17 protein-coding genes are annotated in these 16,699 nt (G+C 62.9%); 6 read left to right on the top strand and 11 right to left on the bottom strand.

Annotated elements, in window-relative coordinates:
* Positions 1-323: 323 nt before the first annotated feature.
* Positions 324-1,241, bottom strand: coding sequence for a LysR family transcriptional regulator (locus BM186_RS15595; protein ID WP_017675412.1), 918 nt, complete (start codon positions 1,239-1,241; stop codon positions 324-326).
* 184 nt (positions 1,242-1,425) lie between these two features.
* On the opposite strand from BM186_RS15595, the gene BM186_RS15590 reads away from it, so the two are divergent.
* Both BM186_RS15590 and BM186_RS15585 read left to right on the top strand, forming a co-directional pair.
* Positions 1,426-2,772, top strand: a complete 1,347-nt coding sequence (locus BM186_RS15590; protein WP_074916416.1) for an omega-aminotransferase AptA — start codon at positions 1,426-1,428, stop codon at positions 2,770-2,772.
* 82 nt (positions 2,773-2,854) lie between these two features.
* Positions 2,855-4,351: a CoA-acylating methylmalonate-semialdehyde dehydrogenase gene (locus tag BM186_RS15585; RefSeq protein WP_074916414.1), complete on the top strand. Its 1,497-nt coding sequence runs from the start codon at positions 2,855-2,857 to the stop codon at positions 4,349-4,351.
* Positions 4,352-4,453: 102 nt separating this feature from the next.
* Here the strand turns inward: BM186_RS15585 and BM186_RS15580 are convergent, their stop codons facing one another.
* The gene (locus tag BM186_RS15580) at positions 4,454-4,657 is read right to left on the bottom strand and encodes a hypothetical protein (RefSeq protein WP_241519865.1); all 204 of its coding nucleotides are present in this window, start codon (positions 4,655-4,657) and stop codon (positions 4,454-4,456) included.
* Between the two features lie 178 nt (positions 4,658-4,835).
* Here BM186_RS15580 and BM186_RS15575 point away from each other — a divergent pair, with 178 nt between their 5' ends.
* The gene (locus BM186_RS15575; protein ID WP_074916410.1) at positions 4,836-5,663 is read left to right on the top strand and encodes an arylamine N-acetyltransferase family protein; all 828 of its coding nucleotides are present in this window, start codon (positions 4,836-4,838) and stop codon (positions 5,661-5,663) included.
* Between the two features lie 429 nt (positions 5,664-6,092).
* On the opposite strand, the gene BM186_RS15570 is transcribed toward BM186_RS15575, so the two are convergent.
* From BM186_RS15570 to BM186_RS15535, 8 genes are all read right to left on the bottom strand, one after another.
* Entirely contained in the window at positions 6,093-7,604 is a 1,512-nt protein-coding gene (locus BM186_RS15570) for a SulP family inorganic anion transporter (RefSeq protein WP_074916408.1), read from the bottom strand.
* Between the two features lie 83 nt (positions 7,605-7,687).
* Positions 7,688-8,419, bottom strand: a complete 732-nt coding sequence (locus BM186_RS15565; RefSeq protein WP_074916406.1) for a carbonic anhydrase — start codon at positions 8,417-8,419, stop codon at positions 7,688-7,690.
* A 314-nt stretch (positions 8,420-8,733) separates the two neighbouring features.
* Positions 8,734-8,970, bottom strand: a complete 237-nt coding sequence (locus BM186_RS15560; protein WP_072424323.1) for a hypothetical protein — start codon at positions 8,968-8,970, stop codon at positions 8,734-8,736.
* Between the two features lie 358 nt (positions 8,971-9,328).
* The gene (locus BM186_RS15555; RefSeq protein ID WP_074916404.1) at positions 9,329-10,033 is read right to left on the bottom strand and encodes a lipopolysaccharide kinase InaA family protein; all 705 of its coding nucleotides are present in this window, start codon (positions 10,031-10,033) and stop codon (positions 9,329-9,331) included.
* A 282-nt stretch (positions 10,034-10,315) separates the two neighbouring features.
* Entirely contained in the window at positions 10,316-11,962 is a 1,647-nt protein-coding gene (gene groL, locus BM186_RS15550) for a chaperonin GroEL (protein ID WP_074916402.1), read from the bottom strand.
* A 48-nt stretch (positions 11,963-12,010) separates the two neighbouring features.
* A complete protein-coding gene (locus BM186_RS15545; RefSeq protein ID WP_017675400.1) occupies positions 12,011-12,304 on the bottom strand; it encodes a co-chaperone GroES in 294 nt (97 codons plus the stop codon).
* A 290-nt stretch (positions 12,305-12,594) separates the two neighbouring features.
* Entirely contained in the window at positions 12,595-13,044 is a 450-nt protein-coding gene (locus tag BM186_RS15540) for an FxsA family protein (RefSeq protein WP_074916400.1), read from the bottom strand.
* 67 nt (positions 13,045-13,111) lie between these two features.
* Positions 13,112-13,846, bottom strand: coding sequence for a HugZ family pyridoxamine 5'-phosphate oxidase (locus BM186_RS15535; protein WP_074916398.1), 735 nt, complete (start codon positions 13,844-13,846; stop codon positions 13,112-13,114).
* A gap of 108 nt (positions 13,847-13,954) precedes the next feature.
* On the opposite strand from BM186_RS15535, the gene BM186_RS15530 reads away from it, so the two are divergent.
* Positions 13,955-14,713, top strand: a complete 759-nt coding sequence (locus BM186_RS15530; RefSeq protein ID WP_072424318.1) for an SDR family oxidoreductase — start codon at positions 13,955-13,957, stop codon at positions 14,711-14,713.
* A gap of 148 nt (positions 14,714-14,861) precedes the next feature.
* On the opposite strand, the gene BM186_RS15525 is transcribed toward BM186_RS15530, so the two are convergent.
* Positions 14,862-15,830 (bottom strand): polyprenyl synthetase family protein, encoded by a 969-nt coding sequence (locus tag BM186_RS15525; protein ID WP_074679366.1) that lies wholly within the window; start codon positions 15,828-15,830, stop codon positions 14,862-14,864.
* Between the two features lie 246 nt (positions 15,831-16,076).
* On the opposite strand from BM186_RS15525, the gene rplU reads away from it, so the two are divergent.
* Positions 16,077-16,388 (top strand): 50S ribosomal protein L21, encoded by a 312-nt coding sequence (gene rplU, locus BM186_RS15520; RefSeq protein WP_004424548.1) that lies wholly within the window; start codon positions 16,077-16,079, stop codon positions 16,386-16,388.
* A 36-nt stretch (positions 16,389-16,424) separates the two neighbouring features.
* On the top strand, positions 16,425-16,682 hold the full coding sequence (gene rpmA, locus BM186_RS15515; RefSeq protein ID WP_003240427.1) for a 50S ribosomal protein L27: 258 nt from the start codon (positions 16,425-16,427) through the stop codon (positions 16,680-16,682).
* Positions 16,683-16,699 lie beyond the last annotated feature (17 nt).

Raw genomic sequence — 16,699 nt, 5'->3', positions numbered from 1 at the left:
TCGTGTCGTTCTGATTTTTCCTGGCCATATGGTCAGGTTGCAGCCCAGGTGCAAAAAGCTGTCCAACTGATCAGCTTGCATGAGGAATTGTATTCAGCTGTGACGAAAGCCTTGTCGCATCAATTGCATACGATTATTCGTGACTTGGTGTTCAGTTTTCCTGCTGGCGGGTCGTGTTTAGTGGCGCCCCGCGATAGGGCGTTCTGCCCTCAAGTGGAGCCGGCTGGCCAGCGATGGAGCGAACTCGCTGATCGCCAGCAAGCAGGCTGCTTTTGCGCTTACGCAAGTAGGCGCGATTGGTGCTGATATTCCGCTCGCGGGGGTCAGGCTTCGGCCAGGGCGTCGAGAAAACTCTCCAGCACCAGGTGTGCGCGACGGCCCTTGCGCGTCACCGCCGCCAGGTTGATGTCGTAGTAGCGAGTGGAAGCCTTGAGCGCGCGCAGGCGACCCTGCTGCACCCAGGCCTGGGCATAGTGGTCGGGCAGGTAGCCGATATAGCGCCCGGTGAGGATGAGAAAGGCCATGCCCTCGCGGTCCGAGGCGCTGGCGGTGCAGTTCAGCGCCTGATAGTGGCTCTGCACCTCCGGCGGCACGCGAAAGGTCGGGGCGATGGCCTCCTGGGCGTTGAGTCTTTCGTCCTCGAGCTGCAGATCATCGACGTAGAACAGCGGGTGGCCGACCGCGCAGTAGAGCAGCGAGCGCTCATCGTATAGCGCCTGGTATTCCAGGCCGGAGAGGGCGCCGACCTGCGGCACCACGCCGATATGCAGGCGACCGTCGAGCACGCCCTGTTCCACTTCCGACGGTGGCGTCATGCGGATGTGGATGCGCACGTCCGGCCCCTGCACCTTGAGGCGTGCCAGGGCATTGGTGATGCGCATGTGCGGGATGGTCACCAGATTGTCGGTGAGGCCGATATTCAGCTCGCCGCGCAGGTGCTGGTGCAGGCCGTTGACCTCGGTGCGAAAGCTCTCCAGCGCCGCCAGCAGTTGCAGGGTGCTCTGGTACACCTCGCGGCCTTCCTCGGTCAGGGCGAAGCCGGCGCGGCCGCGTTGACACAGGCGCAGGCCGAGGCGTTGTTCGAGGTCGCTCATCTGCTGGCTGATGGCCGAGCGGCCGATGCCTAAGGCACTTTCCGCTGCGGAAAAACCACCGCATTCCACCACGCTGCGAAACAGCTTGAGCAGACGGATTTCAAAGTCGCTGACCTGGGCCAGCGGATCGGGACGGCGGCTACTCATATGTTTAGTAGACCTTGAACTGAAGATAAGAAGAGTGTTGTTTTACTGACTCTATGCCCGTGGCACCTTTGCTGGCAACTGATTCAACTCCTGTGGGAGGGGTTTTAGCCGCGACTGTTGTCGGTCCCCTGTTTGTCGCGGCTAAAGCCCCTCCCACGACACCGTCGAGTGCGAGGCCACCCCAATGAACATGCCGCAGACCGCAACCCCGTCCCTGGCCAGCCAGCTCAAGCTGGATGCGCACTGGATGCCGTTCTCCGCCAACCGCAACTTCCAGCGTGACCCGCGCCTGATCGTGGCAGCCGAGGGCAACTGGCTGACCGATGACCAGGGCCGCAAGATCTACGACAGCCTGTCCGGCCTGTGGACCTGTGGAGCCGGTCACTCGCGCAAGGAAATTCAGGAAGCCGTGGCCAAGCAGCTCGGCACCCTCGACTATTCGCCGGGCTTCCAGTACGGCCATCCGCTGTCGTTCAAGCTGGCCGAGCAGGTCGCCGACCTGATGCCGGGCGAGCTCAACCATGTGTTCTTCACCGGCTCCGGCTCCGAGTGCGCCGACACCGCGGTGAAGATGGCCAAGGCCTACTGGCGCCTGAAAGGCCAGGCGTCCAAGACTCGTTTCATCGGTCGTGCCCGCGGCTACCACGGCGTCAACATCGCCGGCACTGCCCTTGGTGGCATCGGTGGCAACCGCAAGATGTACGGCCAATTGATGGATGCCGACCACCTGCCGCACACCCTGCAACCGGGCATGGCCTTCACCAAGGGCATGGCCGAGACCGGCGGCGTGGAGCTGGCCAACGAACTGCTCAAGCTGATCGAGCTGCATGACGCTTCCAACATCGCTGCGGTAATCGTCGAGCCGATGTCCGGCTCGGCCGGTGCCATCGTGCCGCCGGTGGGCTACCTGCAGCGCCTGCGCGAGATCTGCACGCAGCACAACATCCTGCTGATCTTCGACGAAGTGATCACCGGCTTCGGCCGCATGGGCAAGTGGAGCGGCGCAGAGTTCTTCGGCGTGACCCCGGACCTGATGAACGTCGCCAAGCAGATCACTAACGGCGCCATCCCGCTGGGTGCGGTGATCGCAAGCAGCGAGATCTACAACACCTTCATGCAGCAGCCGTCGCCGGAGCACATGATCGAGTTCACCCACGGCTACACTTACTCGGCACATCCGGTGGCCTGCGCCGCTGGCCTGGCGACGCTGGAGCTGCTCAAGCGCGAGAATCTGATTCAGCAGTCCGCCGAGCTGGCGCCGAAGTTCGAGGCCGCGCTGCATGGCCTGAAGGGCACCAAGCACATCGTCGACATCCGCAACTGCGGCCTGGCTGGCGCCCTGCAGATCGCCCCGCGTGATGGCGACGCGGTGATCCGTCCGTTCGAGGCCGGCATGGCCCTGTGGAAGGCGGGTTTCTACGTACGCTTCGGTGGCGACACCCTGCAGTTCGGCCCGACCTTCAACGCCAAGATGGAAGACCTCGACCACGTCTTCAACGCCGTCGGTGACGTGCTGAACAAGCTCGACTGATTCCTGTGGGAGGGGCTTTAGCCGCGACGCTCACTCAGTCGCGGCTGAAGCCCCTCCCACCAACCTAACTTTGGAGATTCCCATGAGCCACATTCCCCATCTGATCAACGGCGAACGCGTTGCCGGCAACGGTCGCAGCGCTCCGGTGTACAACCCGTCCACCGGCGACTCCACCAGCGCCGTCGGCCTGGCTGATCGCGCCACCATGCAACTGGCCATCGACGCGGCCAAGGCCGCCTTCCCGGCCTGGCGCAACACCCCGCCGGCCAAGCGCGCGCAGATCATGTTCCGCTTCAAGCAACTGCTGGAGCAGAACGAGAACGAAATCGCCGCGCTGATCAGCGCCGAGCATGGCAAGACCATTGAGGACGCCGTCGGTGAACTCAAGCGCGGTATCGAGAACGTCGAGTTCGCCTGCGCCGCCCCGGAAATTCTCAAGGGCGAATACAGCCGCAACGTCGGCCCGAACATCGACGCCTGGACCGATCTGCAACCTATCGGTGTCGTCGCAGGAATTACCCCGTTCAACTTCCCGGCCATGGTGCCGCTGTGGATGTACCCGCTGGCCATCGTTTGCGGCAACTGCTTCATCCTCAAGCCGTCCGAGCGCGATCCCAGCTCCACCCTGTTCATCGCCGAGCTGCTGAACCAGGCCGGCCTGCCCAAGGGCGTGCTGAACGTGGTCAACGGTGACAAGGATGCGGTCGATGCGCTGATCGAAGCGCCCGAGGTCAAGGCCCTGAGCTTCGTCGGCTCGACCCCGATCGCCGAATACATCTACAGCGAAGGCACCAAGCGCGGCAAACGCGTGCAGGCCCTCGGCGGCGCCAAGAACCACGCTGTGCTGATGCCCGATGCCGACCTGGACAATGCTGTCAGCGCCTTGATGGGCGCGGCCTATGGCTCCTGCGGCGAGCGCTGCATGGCCATCTCCGTGGCCGTGTGCGTGGGTGACCAGATCGCCGACGCGCTGGTGGAGAAGATCGTCCCGCAGATCCAGGCGCTGAAGATCGGCGCCGGCACCTCCTGCGGCCTGGACATGGGCCCGCTGGTCACCGCTGCTGCGCGTGACAAGGTCAAGGGCTACATCGACGCCGGGGTCGAGCAGGGCGCCAAGCTGGTGGTCGATGGTCGTGGTCTGGTGGTGCCGGGTAACGAGAACGGCTTCTTCGTCGGCGGCACGCTGTTCGACCGGGTGACCCCGGACATGACTATCTACACCGACGAAATCTTCGGACCGGTGCTGTGCATCGTTCGCGTCGGCAGCCTGGAAGAAGCCATGCAACTGATCAACGATCACGAGTACGGCAACGGCACCTGCATCTTCACTCGCGACGGTGAAGCCGCGCGTCTGTTCTGCGATGAGATCGAAGTGGGCATGGTCGGCGTCAACGTGCCGCTGCCGGTGCCGGTGGCCTACCACAGCTTCGGCGGCTGGAAGCGTTCGCTGTTCGGCGACCTGCATGCCTACGGCCCGGATGGTGTGCGCTTCTACACCCGCAAGAAGGCCATCACCCAACGCTGGCCGGCACGCAAGAGCCACGAAGCGGCGCAGTTCGCCTTCCCCAGCAATGGCTGAGTGAGCTGCTGCTTTGAACGAAAAGGCCGATCAATAGATCGGCCTTTTTGTTGTCAGGCGGCGCGTTGCTCGTTGCAAGCAGCGCTCCGCTGGAAACGCCGTTCACTGCGCCTGATCGATGGCCTCCTGCAGGCGCTGGGTGTTCGCCGCATTGGCCTGGTCGATCTGCTGCTTGAGCTGCTCCATCTGCTGTTGGGCCTGTTGGGCCTGTTCAGCCTGGAGCGTCGCCGTAGCGGCCGTCTCACCGGCGCCGCAGCCGCTCAGGGTGAGTAACAGGGAGAAGGTGCAGAAAAGGCGCAGGTGCATCATGGAGTCCTCGGCAAGCTCGGGCGGTGAGCGATAGATTGGCGCATCTGCGCGGATTTGTGTGTGCCGGCTGCCGCAAACCGAAAGCGCTGTTTCGAGCACACCATGTGGCTCGTTGCATATCGTCTATCCACGCCCTCTGGTAAAACAGCCGGCAGGTAGAAAAGGGAGATGCACGATGACCGAGCCATTCATGCTGGATCTACACACATACCTCGAGCGCCTGGGTTACTCGTCGGCGCCGCCACCGACCCTCGACACCCTGCGCGAGCTGCAAGCGCGGCACACCGCCGAGTTCCCCTTCGAAACCCTGGCGAGCATGCTGCGCGTGCCGGTGGAGGTCGAACCCGCCGCGATCCAGGACAAGCTGCTACGCCAGGGCCGTGGCGGCTACTGCTTCGAACTTAACCGTCTGTACCTGCTGCTGTTGCAGGCGTTGGGCTTCGACGCGCGCGGGCTGACCGGCCGCGTGGTCATGGGCGGTCCGGAAGATGCCCTGCCGGCGCGCACCCATATGCTGGTGCTGGTGACTCTCGATGGCGTGCGCTACATCAGCGACGTCGGTTTCGGCGGCATGGTGCCGACCGGCCCACTGCTACTCGACAGCGAGGCTGAGCAGGCCACACCGCATGAGCCCTATCGGCTGACGTTGGTGGACGGCACCTACACCCTGCGCGCATTGGTCGCCGGCAGTTGGCGGGCGATGTACGTGTTCGATCTGCAGCAGGTGGCGGATATCGATTACGTGGTGGGCAACTGGTACGTGTGCACCCACCCGGACTCGCCCTTCCTCGGCCAGATGATCGCCGCCCGCACCGGGCCAGGCCTGCGCAAGACCTTGAACAACGGCAGCTTCGCCATTCACCGACTGGGGCAGGCGAGTGAGCGGGTGCAGTTGCAGAGTGTCGATGAGGTGCTGAAGGTGTTGCGAGAAGAGTTTGGCATTCAGGTGCCGGAGCATCCTGAGCGTCGGGAGATCATCGAGCGGCTGATCGCGGGAGCGTGAAGACAAGGCCGGGTGGTATCGCCACGTTCTTGTGGGAGGGCTTCAGCCGCGACCCGAATCCATCCAGATCTGTAGGAGCGGCTTCAGCCGCGAAAATCTTGGAAGCCTCGGAGGCCTGCTGAGATTGCTGAAGGCCCGCGATCAGTTCCCCTCTCCCGCTTGCGGGATAGGGGCTAGGGGAGAGGGCGCTTTGGGCTTTTGCTGGGGTATTGCACTCCGACACCGCAAATTCGTTGTCCGTGATTACGGTTGATTCGCTTCGCTCACCCTCCGGGCCAGCCGGCGGCTGTTACTACGCTTCGCTTCGTATCGCCCTGACGGCGAGCCCCTTTTGGCAAACGCCGGATGGCCGGCCCCGCCCAAAGGAACCAAAAGGTCTGTCCCCAGTCTGGCTCACTCACCGGCCTGCGTGAGTGAGCCGTGGTGCGTTCAGGCCAGCGCCGTGCGTTGTCGGCCCTCCACCCGGCGTTTCAACGCCGCACCTTCGACGATCTCCAGCCCGCCGCCCTGGGCGCGGGCGGAGCGGCCCCAGTCTTCCAGCAGTTCCATGCAGGCATGGTCGATGTAGCTGACCCGCGCCAGGCTCAGATGCAGGCGTGTGCCCGGTTCGACGCTAGCCAGCAGCTTGGCCAGTTGTGGCACACGGAGGAAGGTGGCGGCGCCGCTCATACGCAGTTCGGCGCTGTTCGGGCCGGTGGGCACCAGCTTCACGCGCAGGTGCGATGCGCTCCACACCAGTTTCAGCAAGGTCAGGGCGAAGCCCACCAGCACGCCGGTCAGCAGGTCGGTGAAGACGATGCACAGCGCCGTGGCGGCGTAGATGAACACCGGGGCACGGCCGTACTGGCCGAGGTTGCGCATGGCCTTGGGGTCGACCAGTTTGCAGCCGGTGTACACCAGCACCGCGCCGAGGCTGGCCACCGGGATGCTCTGCAGCACGCCGGGCAGCAGGGCGACCAGGGCCAGTAACCAGGCGCCGTGGAGGATGGTCGAGGCGCGGCCGCGAGCGCCGGCCTGGACGTTGGCCGAGCTGCGTACGATTACGCCGGTCATCGGCAGGGCGCCGACCGCACCACAGAGGATGTTGCCGATGCCCTGGGCGGACAGTTCGCGGTTGAAGCGCGCACGCGGGCCGTCGTGCATGCGATCCACGGCGGCGGCAGACAACAGCGTCTCGGCGCTGGCGATAAAGGCCAGTGCCAGGGCGGCGATCAGCAGTTGCGGGTCGGCCAGGCTGGCCAGGCCCTGCGGAGTAATCCAGTCGATGGCATCGCCGAGATTGGCCGGCAGTTCGACGCGTTTGACCGGCAGTGTCAGCCACAGGCTGGCCAGAGTGGCGAGCATCACGCCGACCAGCGCGCCGGGCAGAAAGCGCAGTGGCGCTGGGCGAAAACGCTCCCACAGCCAGATGCTGACGATGGTGCCGAGACCGATGGCGCCGGCGATCATGGCGTTGCTGCCGAGCAGCCTCAGCGCATCACGCACGGCGCCGGGGAAGGCCAGCAGGTTGTCCAGGCCGGAGGCCTTGGGTGCGGCATCGAGCATCACGTGCACCTGCGACAACACGATGAGGATGCCGATGCCGGCGAGCATGCCGTAGACCACCGCCGGCGCGGTGACGCGAAACCAGCCGCCCAGGCGCAAGGTGCCGGCGACCAGCTGGATCAGTCCGGCCAGCAGCAATACTGGACCTAGCGCAGTCATTCCGTGAGTACGCACCAGTTCGAACACCAGCACGGCGAGGCCGGCAGCCGGGCCACTCACCTGTAGTGGCGCCCCAGCGATGAAGCCGACCACCAGACCGCCGATAATGCCGGTGATCAGACCCTTGGCCGGCGGCATGCCCGAGGCGATGGCGATGCCCATGCACAGTGGCAGGGCGACGAGAAAGACCACGACGGACGCCAGTGCGTCCCGTGGCAATGTGCGAAACAGGTTCATGGGGATCTCCTGGCCCGACTTGCGGGCAAAAACAGCCCGTGCCCGCCTTCATTTGTGGAGGCAGGCTCGGGGAAATGGGTGGCTCAGGCGCTGGCGTAGCGCGGTTGCGGGGTGGCGCAGGGCTGCTCGTCACCGTCGAGCGCAAGGAAGTTGCCCGAGGCGGCGTCGTAGGCGCGGATGCCACCACTGTCGATGTCGTAGACCCAGCCATGGATCTGCAGCTGACCACTGGCCAGACGCGCGGCGACGGAAGGGTGAGTGCGCAGGTGGTCGAGCTGCGCCACCACGTTTTCTTCGGTCAGCACGCCGAGGGTTTCATGGGCGCTGCCGCACTTGCAGTTGTCCGCCACCACGCTACGCGCCACCTCGGCATGGCGTAGCCAGGCGCGCACGGTGGGCATGCCGTCGAGGCTGGCCGGGTTGAGCACGGCCTTCATCGCACCGCAGTCGGAATGGCCGCAGACGATGATGTGCTGTACGCCGAGCGCCAGTACGGCGTACTCGATGGCGGTGGATACGCCGCCGTTCATCTGTCCGTAGGGCGGTACCACGTTACCCACGTTGCGGGTGACGAACAGGGTGCCGGGGTCGCTCTGGGTGATCAGCTCCGGCACGATGCGCGAGTCGGCGCAGGTGATGAACATTGTGCTGGGCGCCTGTGCCGAGGCCAGACGCTTGAACAGCGCCTGCTGCTGCGGGTAGACCTCCTGGCGGAAACGCCGAAAGCCCTGCAGCAGTTGTTGCAGGGCGGCCTGCGCGTTGTCCTTGGCGACGGGGTGCAGGGTATTGCCGGTTCGGGAAGCGGTTGAGTTCATCGTTGCATCTCCTGTGATTTTCATCGGTGACGTTCTCGACTGCCAGCCAAACGCCTGTGACCGATCGGTCACTTCCGGGGCAACGATAAAGATTCTTACTTAATCAAAACTGAACGAGAGGCTCTAAAACGCCACTATGCGGGTATTTTCAGGGATGCGGCCTGTGGGGCCAGAGGCATGAGTGAGTGCTGGGAGTATCGAGGAGCAGAATGGGAGGTCGAGCTGCGCGGTTATGAGCGCCAAGAGGCAGCGCCTGGCGGGCCACCTGCTGATGCAGGTCAGCCCGCTTGGCGAGGTGTGACCGTGGGTGTGACTTAGTGCTCGCCCTTCATCGCGCCACTCAGGCTGAACATCAGCACCAGCAAATTGGCATCGGGTTTGGCGGCGGGCTGCACTTGCTTGCGCAAAGGCGCGGTGGGGCAGGGCTCTGCTGCGGTGCAGGCGTGCGCTTCCAGCACACGTGGGCCGGGCTCCTGCCAGGCTGCGGCGGCGATTGCCGTTACGCTGAGGGCGAGGCCCAAGAACAAACCTCGTGCTATTTCTAATTTCATTTTGCTAACCCCTTGAAAGCGCTGCCAAACGCTGTTCGCTAAACCTAGATCACCCATTGCCTTGTCGTCGTCTTATGCGACGAACGGTCTTAGCGCGTAGCTGGCACCAGCCGGGGCTGTGCTGGGACACGGGCCTTGTCGGTTGGTTCAACAATGCTGCGGGTAACGTATCGACGTAACCTTAGGTGCCCGTTAAGGCCCCCTGTAACAGCCGGCCCTGGCAGTTGCAGTCGCCTGCAGCTCTGCTTGCTACCCAGCGCAAAGGTGCAAGGTAGAGCCACTTCCTGGTGGGGATGATGCGGATAGAACGAGGTGTTGCGGGAAAAACACTGCCGACCTTGGGCCGGCAGTCGTTTGTTCAGGCAATAGCCGTGCCGAAGCCTTTGGCACCATCGGCGAAGATCTGGCGATAGCCCTGCAGCAGTTGCTGCCAGTCGGCGTCGGACCAGGGGCTGTGGCGTCGTAGTTGAGGCAGGTCGTGCTGAGCAGCCTGAACGCGTGTCAGGCGGCGACGGCTTTTCTCCAGATCCAGCAGGGCAACCTGCGGCGTTTCGCCGGCAACGTTAACGAAGACATGTTTGGCATACAGGCAACCGTGCTGCCAGCGCCCCAGGTGCATGCGCGCCAGAGTCGCGCCAACAAGTTGCAGCAGCTCGGTGTGTACGGCTTCGCCACAGGCTTTGCGGCCGCCTTTGGCGTACCAGCTTTCGATGTCCATGAAGCCTTCGAGCTCGGCGGTCACCAGCAGGCCCCGCCAGCCCTGTTGTGGGTCGCGTTCGACGCCGCAGTAGATCAGCTTGGGAACGGGCACGCCGAGTGCGTCCAGGGCCAGCAATGCACTGCGTTCGCGCAGTACGGTCGGGCGTCCCTGTGGGTGCAGCAGGCTGCGGTAGAGATGGCCGATCTGTTTCTTGGCGTAGAGCACACCGGTTTCATCCAGCAGGCGCTGCACGCCACTTTCGCCGCCGCGACGAGCGTTGGGCTCTTCGACCCAATCACCTTGCTGTTGCCACCAGTATTGGAATACCTGCTGAGGAATCTCGCTCGTACTGCAAGGGGCCATATTTTTGTTCTTCTATTGGAGGTTTACGCAGTACTCGTCTCGTGAACGGGGACTGCATCGTTCAGGGTTGTAACAAAACATAAGCAAACAACGTTCCCGAGTCCACAGGAAATGTCATCGGATTTTTCGGCCTGTAGCGCTCTTCGTCGGGCATAAAAAATTTCCGGGAGAAATTTTTAACGTCGCGTACGGCGGCCCGCAGGGTGGCCGCCATGGATGGCAGGCCATAAAAAACCCCGCGACGGGCGCGGGGTTCTTGGTACTGCTAAGGAGCCGGGTGGCTTACATCATGCCGCCCATGCCACCCATACCGCCCATGCCACCCATATCAGGCATGGCCGGAGCCTTGTCATCAGCCGCTTCGGCAACCATGGCCTCGGTGGTGATCATCAGGCCACCGATGGAAGCAGCAGCTTGCAGGGCCGAACGGGTGACCTTGGCCGGGTCGAGAATACCCATCTCGATCATGTCGCCGTAGGTGTCGGTCGCGGCGTTGAAGCCGAAGTTGCCCGAACCCTGCTTGACCTTGTCGACCACTACGCTCGGCTCGCCGCCGGCGTTGGCAACGATCTGACGCAGCGGCGCTTCGACAGCGCGACGCAGCAGAGCGATACCGACGTTCTGGTCTTCGTTGTCGCCTTTCAGCTCGTCGATTGCCAGCAGAGCGCGCACCAGGGCAACGCCACCGCCAGGCACCACGCCTTCTTCCACGGCTGCGCGGGTAGCGTGCAGGGCGTCTTCAACGCGGGCTTTCTTCTCTTTCATCTCGACTTCGGTGGCAGCGCCAACCTTGATCACGGCAACACCGCCAGCCAGTTTGGCCAGACGCTCTTGCAGCTTCTCTTTGTCGTAGTCGGAAGAGGTTTCTTCGACCTGCTTGCGGATCTGCGCAACGCGGGCTTCGATGTCGACCTGGGCACCAGCACCATCGATGATGGTGGTGTTGTCCTTGTTCAGCACGACGCGCTTGGCGTTACCCAGGTGCTCCAGAGTGGCGCTTTCCAGGGACAGGCCGACTTCTTCGGAGATCACGGTGCCGCCGGTGAGGATGGCGATGTCCTGCAGCATGGCCTTGCGGCGGTCGCCGAAGCCCGGAGCCTTGACGGCAGCGACCTTGACGATGCCGCGCATGTTGTTGACGACCAGGGTAGCCAGAGCTTCGCCTTCGACGTCTTCAGCCACGATCAGCAGCGGACGGCCAGCTTTGGCAACGGCTTCCAGAACCGGCAGCAGTTCGCGGATGTTGCTGATCTTCTTGTCGACCAGCAGCAGCAGCGGGCCTTCCAGCTCGGCAACCATGGTGTCCGGCTTGTTGATGAAGTACGGCGACAGGTAGCCGCGGTCGAACTGCATACCTTCTACGACGGACAGTTCGTTTTCCAGGCCCGAGCCTTCCTCAACGGTGATGACGCCTTCTTTGCCGACCTTTTCCATGGCTTCGGCGATGATGTCACCGATGGAGTTGTCGGAGTTGGCAGAGATGGTGCCGACCTGAGCGATGGCCTTGGTGTCGGTGCACGGCTTGGCCAGTTCTTTCAGTTGGGCAACGATGGCGACGGTGGCCTTGTCGATGCCGCGCTTCAGGTCCATCGGGTTCATACCGGCAGCGACGGACTTCAGGCCTTCGTTGACGATGGCTTGAGCCAGAACGGTAGCGGTGGTGGTGCCGTCACCGGCAGCGTCGTTGGCCTTGGACGCGACGTCCTTGACCAGCTGGGCGCCCATGTTCTCGAAGGCGTCTTTCAGTTCGATTTCCTTGGCAACCGACACACCGTCTTTGGTGATGGTCGGGGCGCCGAAGGATTTGGCCAGAACCACGTTACGGCCTTTCGGGCCGAGGGTGGCTTTGACGGCGTCGGCCAGTACGTTGACGCCAACGAGCATTTTCTTGCGGGCGGAATCGCCAAACTTGACTTCTTTAGCAGCCATGTTGATCAGTCCTCAAATTCTTGAAGGTTAAACGGAGATTCGTGGGAATCAGGCTTCGACGACAGCGAGGATTTCGTTCTCGCCCATTACCAGCAGGTCTTCGCCGTCTACTTTGACGGTGTTGCTGCCGGAGTACGGGCCGAATACCACCTTGTCACCGACCTTGACGGCCAGCGGACGGACTTCGCCGTTATCCAGAACCTTACCGGTACCGACGGCAACGACTTCACCCTGGTTCGGCTTCTCGGCGGCCGAACCCGGCAGCACGATGCCGCCTGCGGTTTTGGTCTCTTCTTCGCTGCGACGGATCACGACGCGGTCATGCAGAGGACGAAGCTTCATTGTCGATCTCTCCTAACAATTGAATGGCCAACTTGCCGACTCTTGATTGGTCGGCGGGTTTGTAAAATCCGGCGAGGCCGGGCGCGGCACGCTGGGCGCACCGCGAAAGTCGGACTGCCTCAGCGGGCAGGCACCTTGCGGTGACTGCTACATGTGGGCGGGCAAGGGCATTTCAAGGGGCGGGGGTAAAATTTTTTGCGCTGCAGAGGGGTGGACTTGCGTAGGAGCCGGCTTGCCGGCGATCAGCCAGAGAGATCGCCGGCAAGCCGGCTCCTACAGGTGCTGTAGGATCAGTCGCGACGCTCGTACTCGCCTTCGAGCACGTTGGGATTGGTCTTGCCGGTGCGGGCGGCCTGGTCATCGAAGAAGGCGCGCTGGCGCAGGGCCTGCTCCTCGGCGCGGCGGCGGATCTTGCCCACCAGCAGGCGCCGGGTGAAGGGAATCAGGCAGAGCACGCCGAAGATGTCGCTGATGAAACCCGGCAGCAGCAGCAGGCCACCGCCGACGGCGATCAGCAGGCCTTCGAGCATTTCCTGCTCGGGCAGCTCACCACGCGAGAGCTTTTCGCGGGCACGCCAGGCGGTGGCGACACCTGCGACGCGCAGCAGCAAGCTGCCGAGGATAGCGGTGCCGATCACCAGCATGAGCGTGGGCAGCACGCCTATGGCGCTGCCGACCTTGATCAGCAGGGCCAGCTCGATAATGGGAAAGAGCAGAAAGAGGAACAGAAACGCGCGCATGAGTCGAAGTGTCCTTGGCGGAAGACGGGCTTCCCGTAGAAGTTAAATATGGCGTTTCGCGCTTAATTCAAGCTGAAGGCGCGCCATTGGTCGGCCAGCTCTCGGCTCTGGCCAGTTGCACCAGCGCCTGGCGCACGGCGCCGGGATTGCCGCAGGGTGCGGGAAAGGGCAGCCAGTACAGGCTCTGGCCGATGCGCAGATGAAAGCCTTCACTGTCGACACCGGCCATCTGCGCGGGTTCGTGTTGCGGTAGGCCGGCCAGTTCGACGTAATGTGCGATGGCGCTGGCGTGGTCGTCGTTCATGTGCTCGACCATGCTCGCTTCGCTGCCGTCCGTCGCGAAGGGATTGGCCAGGGCCACCTGTTCGAGCCAGTGAATGGCACCGAAGCCGCCGATGAAGCGCCAGCGCACCGGCTCCAGCCGCCAGAAATCGAAATCATGCGCCCGATGGTAGTCGCGCGACTGGGTGAAAAAGCGGTAATAACGCTGTGCGGCCGCTTCGATTTCGTCCTCGTCATGCAACTGTCGTGCTTCGGCGAGCAAAGTGAGGCGGCCGACCGCCTGCACATCCTCTGCGCCACGTTCGCCGACCAGTAGCGAACATTTGGCGTCCTGCCCGAGATTATGGGTGTGCTGGGCGATGCGGCTGATCAGGATCAGTGGGCGGCCTTCGGCGTCCAGGCAGTAGGGCACCACCGATCCGAAAGGGAAACCCGGCATGGCCTTGGAGTGGGTGCTGAGCACGCCACGGTATTCCTTGAGCAGCAATTCTCGTGCATGCTTGCCGGCTTTCACGCTCACCTTATGACTCCTCGCAAAGAATCCGTCAGAAACGGACAGACGCCCTAGCATAGCGGTTAGCGGGCATCAGCGGGGTCGGTAAATGCTGCACCTTGAGGGGATAAAGCGATGCAACTGAAAGACAAAGTCATCATCATCACTGGCGGTTGCCAGGGACTGGGCCGCGCCATGGGTGAGTACCTGGCGGCCAAGGGCGCCAAGTTGGCGCTGGTCGATCTGAACCAGGAAAAACTCGACGAAGCCGTGGCTGCCTGCAAGGCCGCCGGTGGCGATGCTCGCGCCTATCTGTGCAACGTTGCCGATGAAGAGCAGGTGACCCATATGGTCGCCCAGGTGGCCGATGACTTCGGCGCCATCAACGGCCTGGTCAACAACGCCGGCATCCTGCGCGATGGCCTGACCATCCGTGTGAAGGATGGCGAAATGACCAAGATGAGCCTGGCGCAGTGGCAGGCGGTGATCGATGTCAACCTGACCGGCGTCTTCCTCTGTACCCGTGAAGTGGCGGCGAAGATGATCGAGCTGGGCAACCAGGGCGCCATCGTCAACATTTCCTCGATCTCCCGTGCCGGCAACATGGGCCAGGCCAACTACTCTGCAGCCAAGGCGGGCGTGGCTGCCGACACCGTGGTCTGGGCCAAGGAGCTGGCGCGCTACGGCATCCGCGTCGCGGGTGTGGCGCCGGGCTTCATCGAAACCGAGATGACCGGCAGCATGAAGCCGGAAGCGCTGGAGAAGATGACCTCCGGCATTCCGCTCAAGCGCATGGGCAAGCCGGCCGAGATCGCGCATTCGGTGGCCTACATTCTGGAAAACGACTACTACACCGGTCGCATTCTGGAGCTGGACGGCGGCCTGCGTCTGTAATCCGCCAGGCCTGAACGCAAAACGCCCCGACTGGTTCGGGGCGTTTTCGTTTCTGGCAGTTGGTGTGCACGGCCTAGGCGGCCCCGCGACACCCTACGGGCATGATGCGCGCGACTTTCCGTAGGGTGCGCCGTGCGCACCGCTGCTTTCAATGTGTACGAGCGACGGCGAAACGGCTCAACTCGATCAGCGCATCGCGATATTCGCCGGCCGGTAGCACTTCCAGGCAGGCAATGGCGCGTTCGGCGTAGTCGCGGGCGAGTTGTGCGGTGTAATCCAGAGCGCCAGCGGCATCCACGGCAGCGCGGATGCTTTCCAGGTCTTCGATACCGCCTTTCTGAATCGCACGGCGTACCAGAGCGGCCTGTTCCTCGGTGCCTTCACGCATGGTGTAGATCAGCGGCAGGGTCGGCTTGCCTTCGGCCAGGTCGTCACCGACGTTCTTGCCCAGCTCGGCCGCGTCGCCCTTGTAGTCGAGCAGGTCGTCGACCAGTTGGAAGGCGATACCCAGGTGGTCGCCGAAGGTGCGCAGGGCTTCGCGCTGCGCCTCGTTGGCGCCGGCCAGGGCGGCGGCACTGTGGGTCGAGGCCTCGAACAGCATCGCTGTCTTGCCACGGATGACTTCCATATAGGTCTCTTCCGTGGTGCTGGCGTCGCGTACCTTGGACAGTTGCAGCACTTCGCCTTCGGCGATCACGCGGGTGGCGTGGGAGAGAATCTTCATTACCGGCATGGAGCCGAGCTCGACCATCATTTCGAACGAGCGTGAATAAAGGAAGTCGCCCACCAGTACGCTCGGTGCGTTGCCCCACTGGGCGTTGGCGGTGCTGCGCCCGCGGCGCATGTCGGACATGTCGACCACATCGTCATGCAGCAGGGTGGCAGTGTGTAGAAACTCGATGGTGGCGGCCAGCAGGCGCAGGTCGTCGGCCTGGTAACCCAGCGCGCGACCGCTGAGCAGCACCAGAAGCGGGCGTAGGCGTTTGCCGCCAGCGGAGATGATATAGTCGCCGATCTTTTCCACCAGCGGCACGCGGGAAACCACCTGTTGGCGAATGATGCCATCGACGGCGGTGAAATCGTCCGCTACCACGCGGTAGAAAGCCTGGGGTTGCATCGGCGACTGGTGCTCCTGTGAGGTTGCGCGGCATGCTAGGTGGCAGGGTAGGGGCTGTCAAGGCAAGCACTGGCGCCCCTTGCGAAGCGTTCGGCGCTTGCGTACAATCGCGCACCCTGAACTTCCCCCTGGGCATTTCCCTGCCTTACGCAATTGCAAGGGTGTCACTTCCGGCCCCAAGCAGCCATGCCAGCCAATAACGACTTTTCTAAAGCGCTGGGTGAGCAGGATCAACGGAGATTTACCATGTACGCAGTAATTGTTACTGGTGGCAAGCAATACAAAGTCACCGAAGGCGAATTCCTCAAGATCGAGAAGCTCGAAGTCGCTACCGGCGAAGCCGTGACTTTCGATCGCGTTCTGCTGATCGGCAATGGCGACGACGTTCAGATCGGCGCTCCGGTCGTAGACGGCGCTAAAGTGGTTGCCGAAGTCGTGTCGCAAGGCCGTCACGATAAAGTGCGCATCATCAAGTTCCGCCGTCGTAAGCACCACATGAAGCGTCAGGGCCACCGTCAGTGGTTCACTGAGATCAAAATCACCGGTATCCAGGCCTGATTCGTCGGCCCCGATCCTTTATAGGAGTATTGACTCATGGCACACAAAAAAGCTGGCGGTTCTACCCGTAACGGCCGCGATTCCGAAAGTAAACGCCTTGGCGTGAAAATGTACGGTGGTCAGGTCATCAAGGCCGGTAACATCATCGTTCGTCAGCGCGGCACCGAGTTCCACCCGGGTTTCGGCGTGGGCATGGGCAAAGACCACACCCTCTTCGCTAAAATCGAAGGCGTGGTCAAGTTCGAAGTGAAGGGCGCTTTCGGCCGTCGCTACGTGAGCGTCGTCCAGGCCTAATCGCCTACGCGCTGGAA

The sequence above is a fragment of the Ectopseudomonas toyotomiensis genome (genome assembly GCF_900115695.1).
Classification (GTDB): Bacteria; Pseudomonadota; Gammaproteobacteria; order Pseudomonadales; family Pseudomonadaceae; genus Aquipseudomonas; species Aquipseudomonas toyotomiensis.
This window is presented reverse-complemented; position numbering and strand designations above follow the sequence as displayed.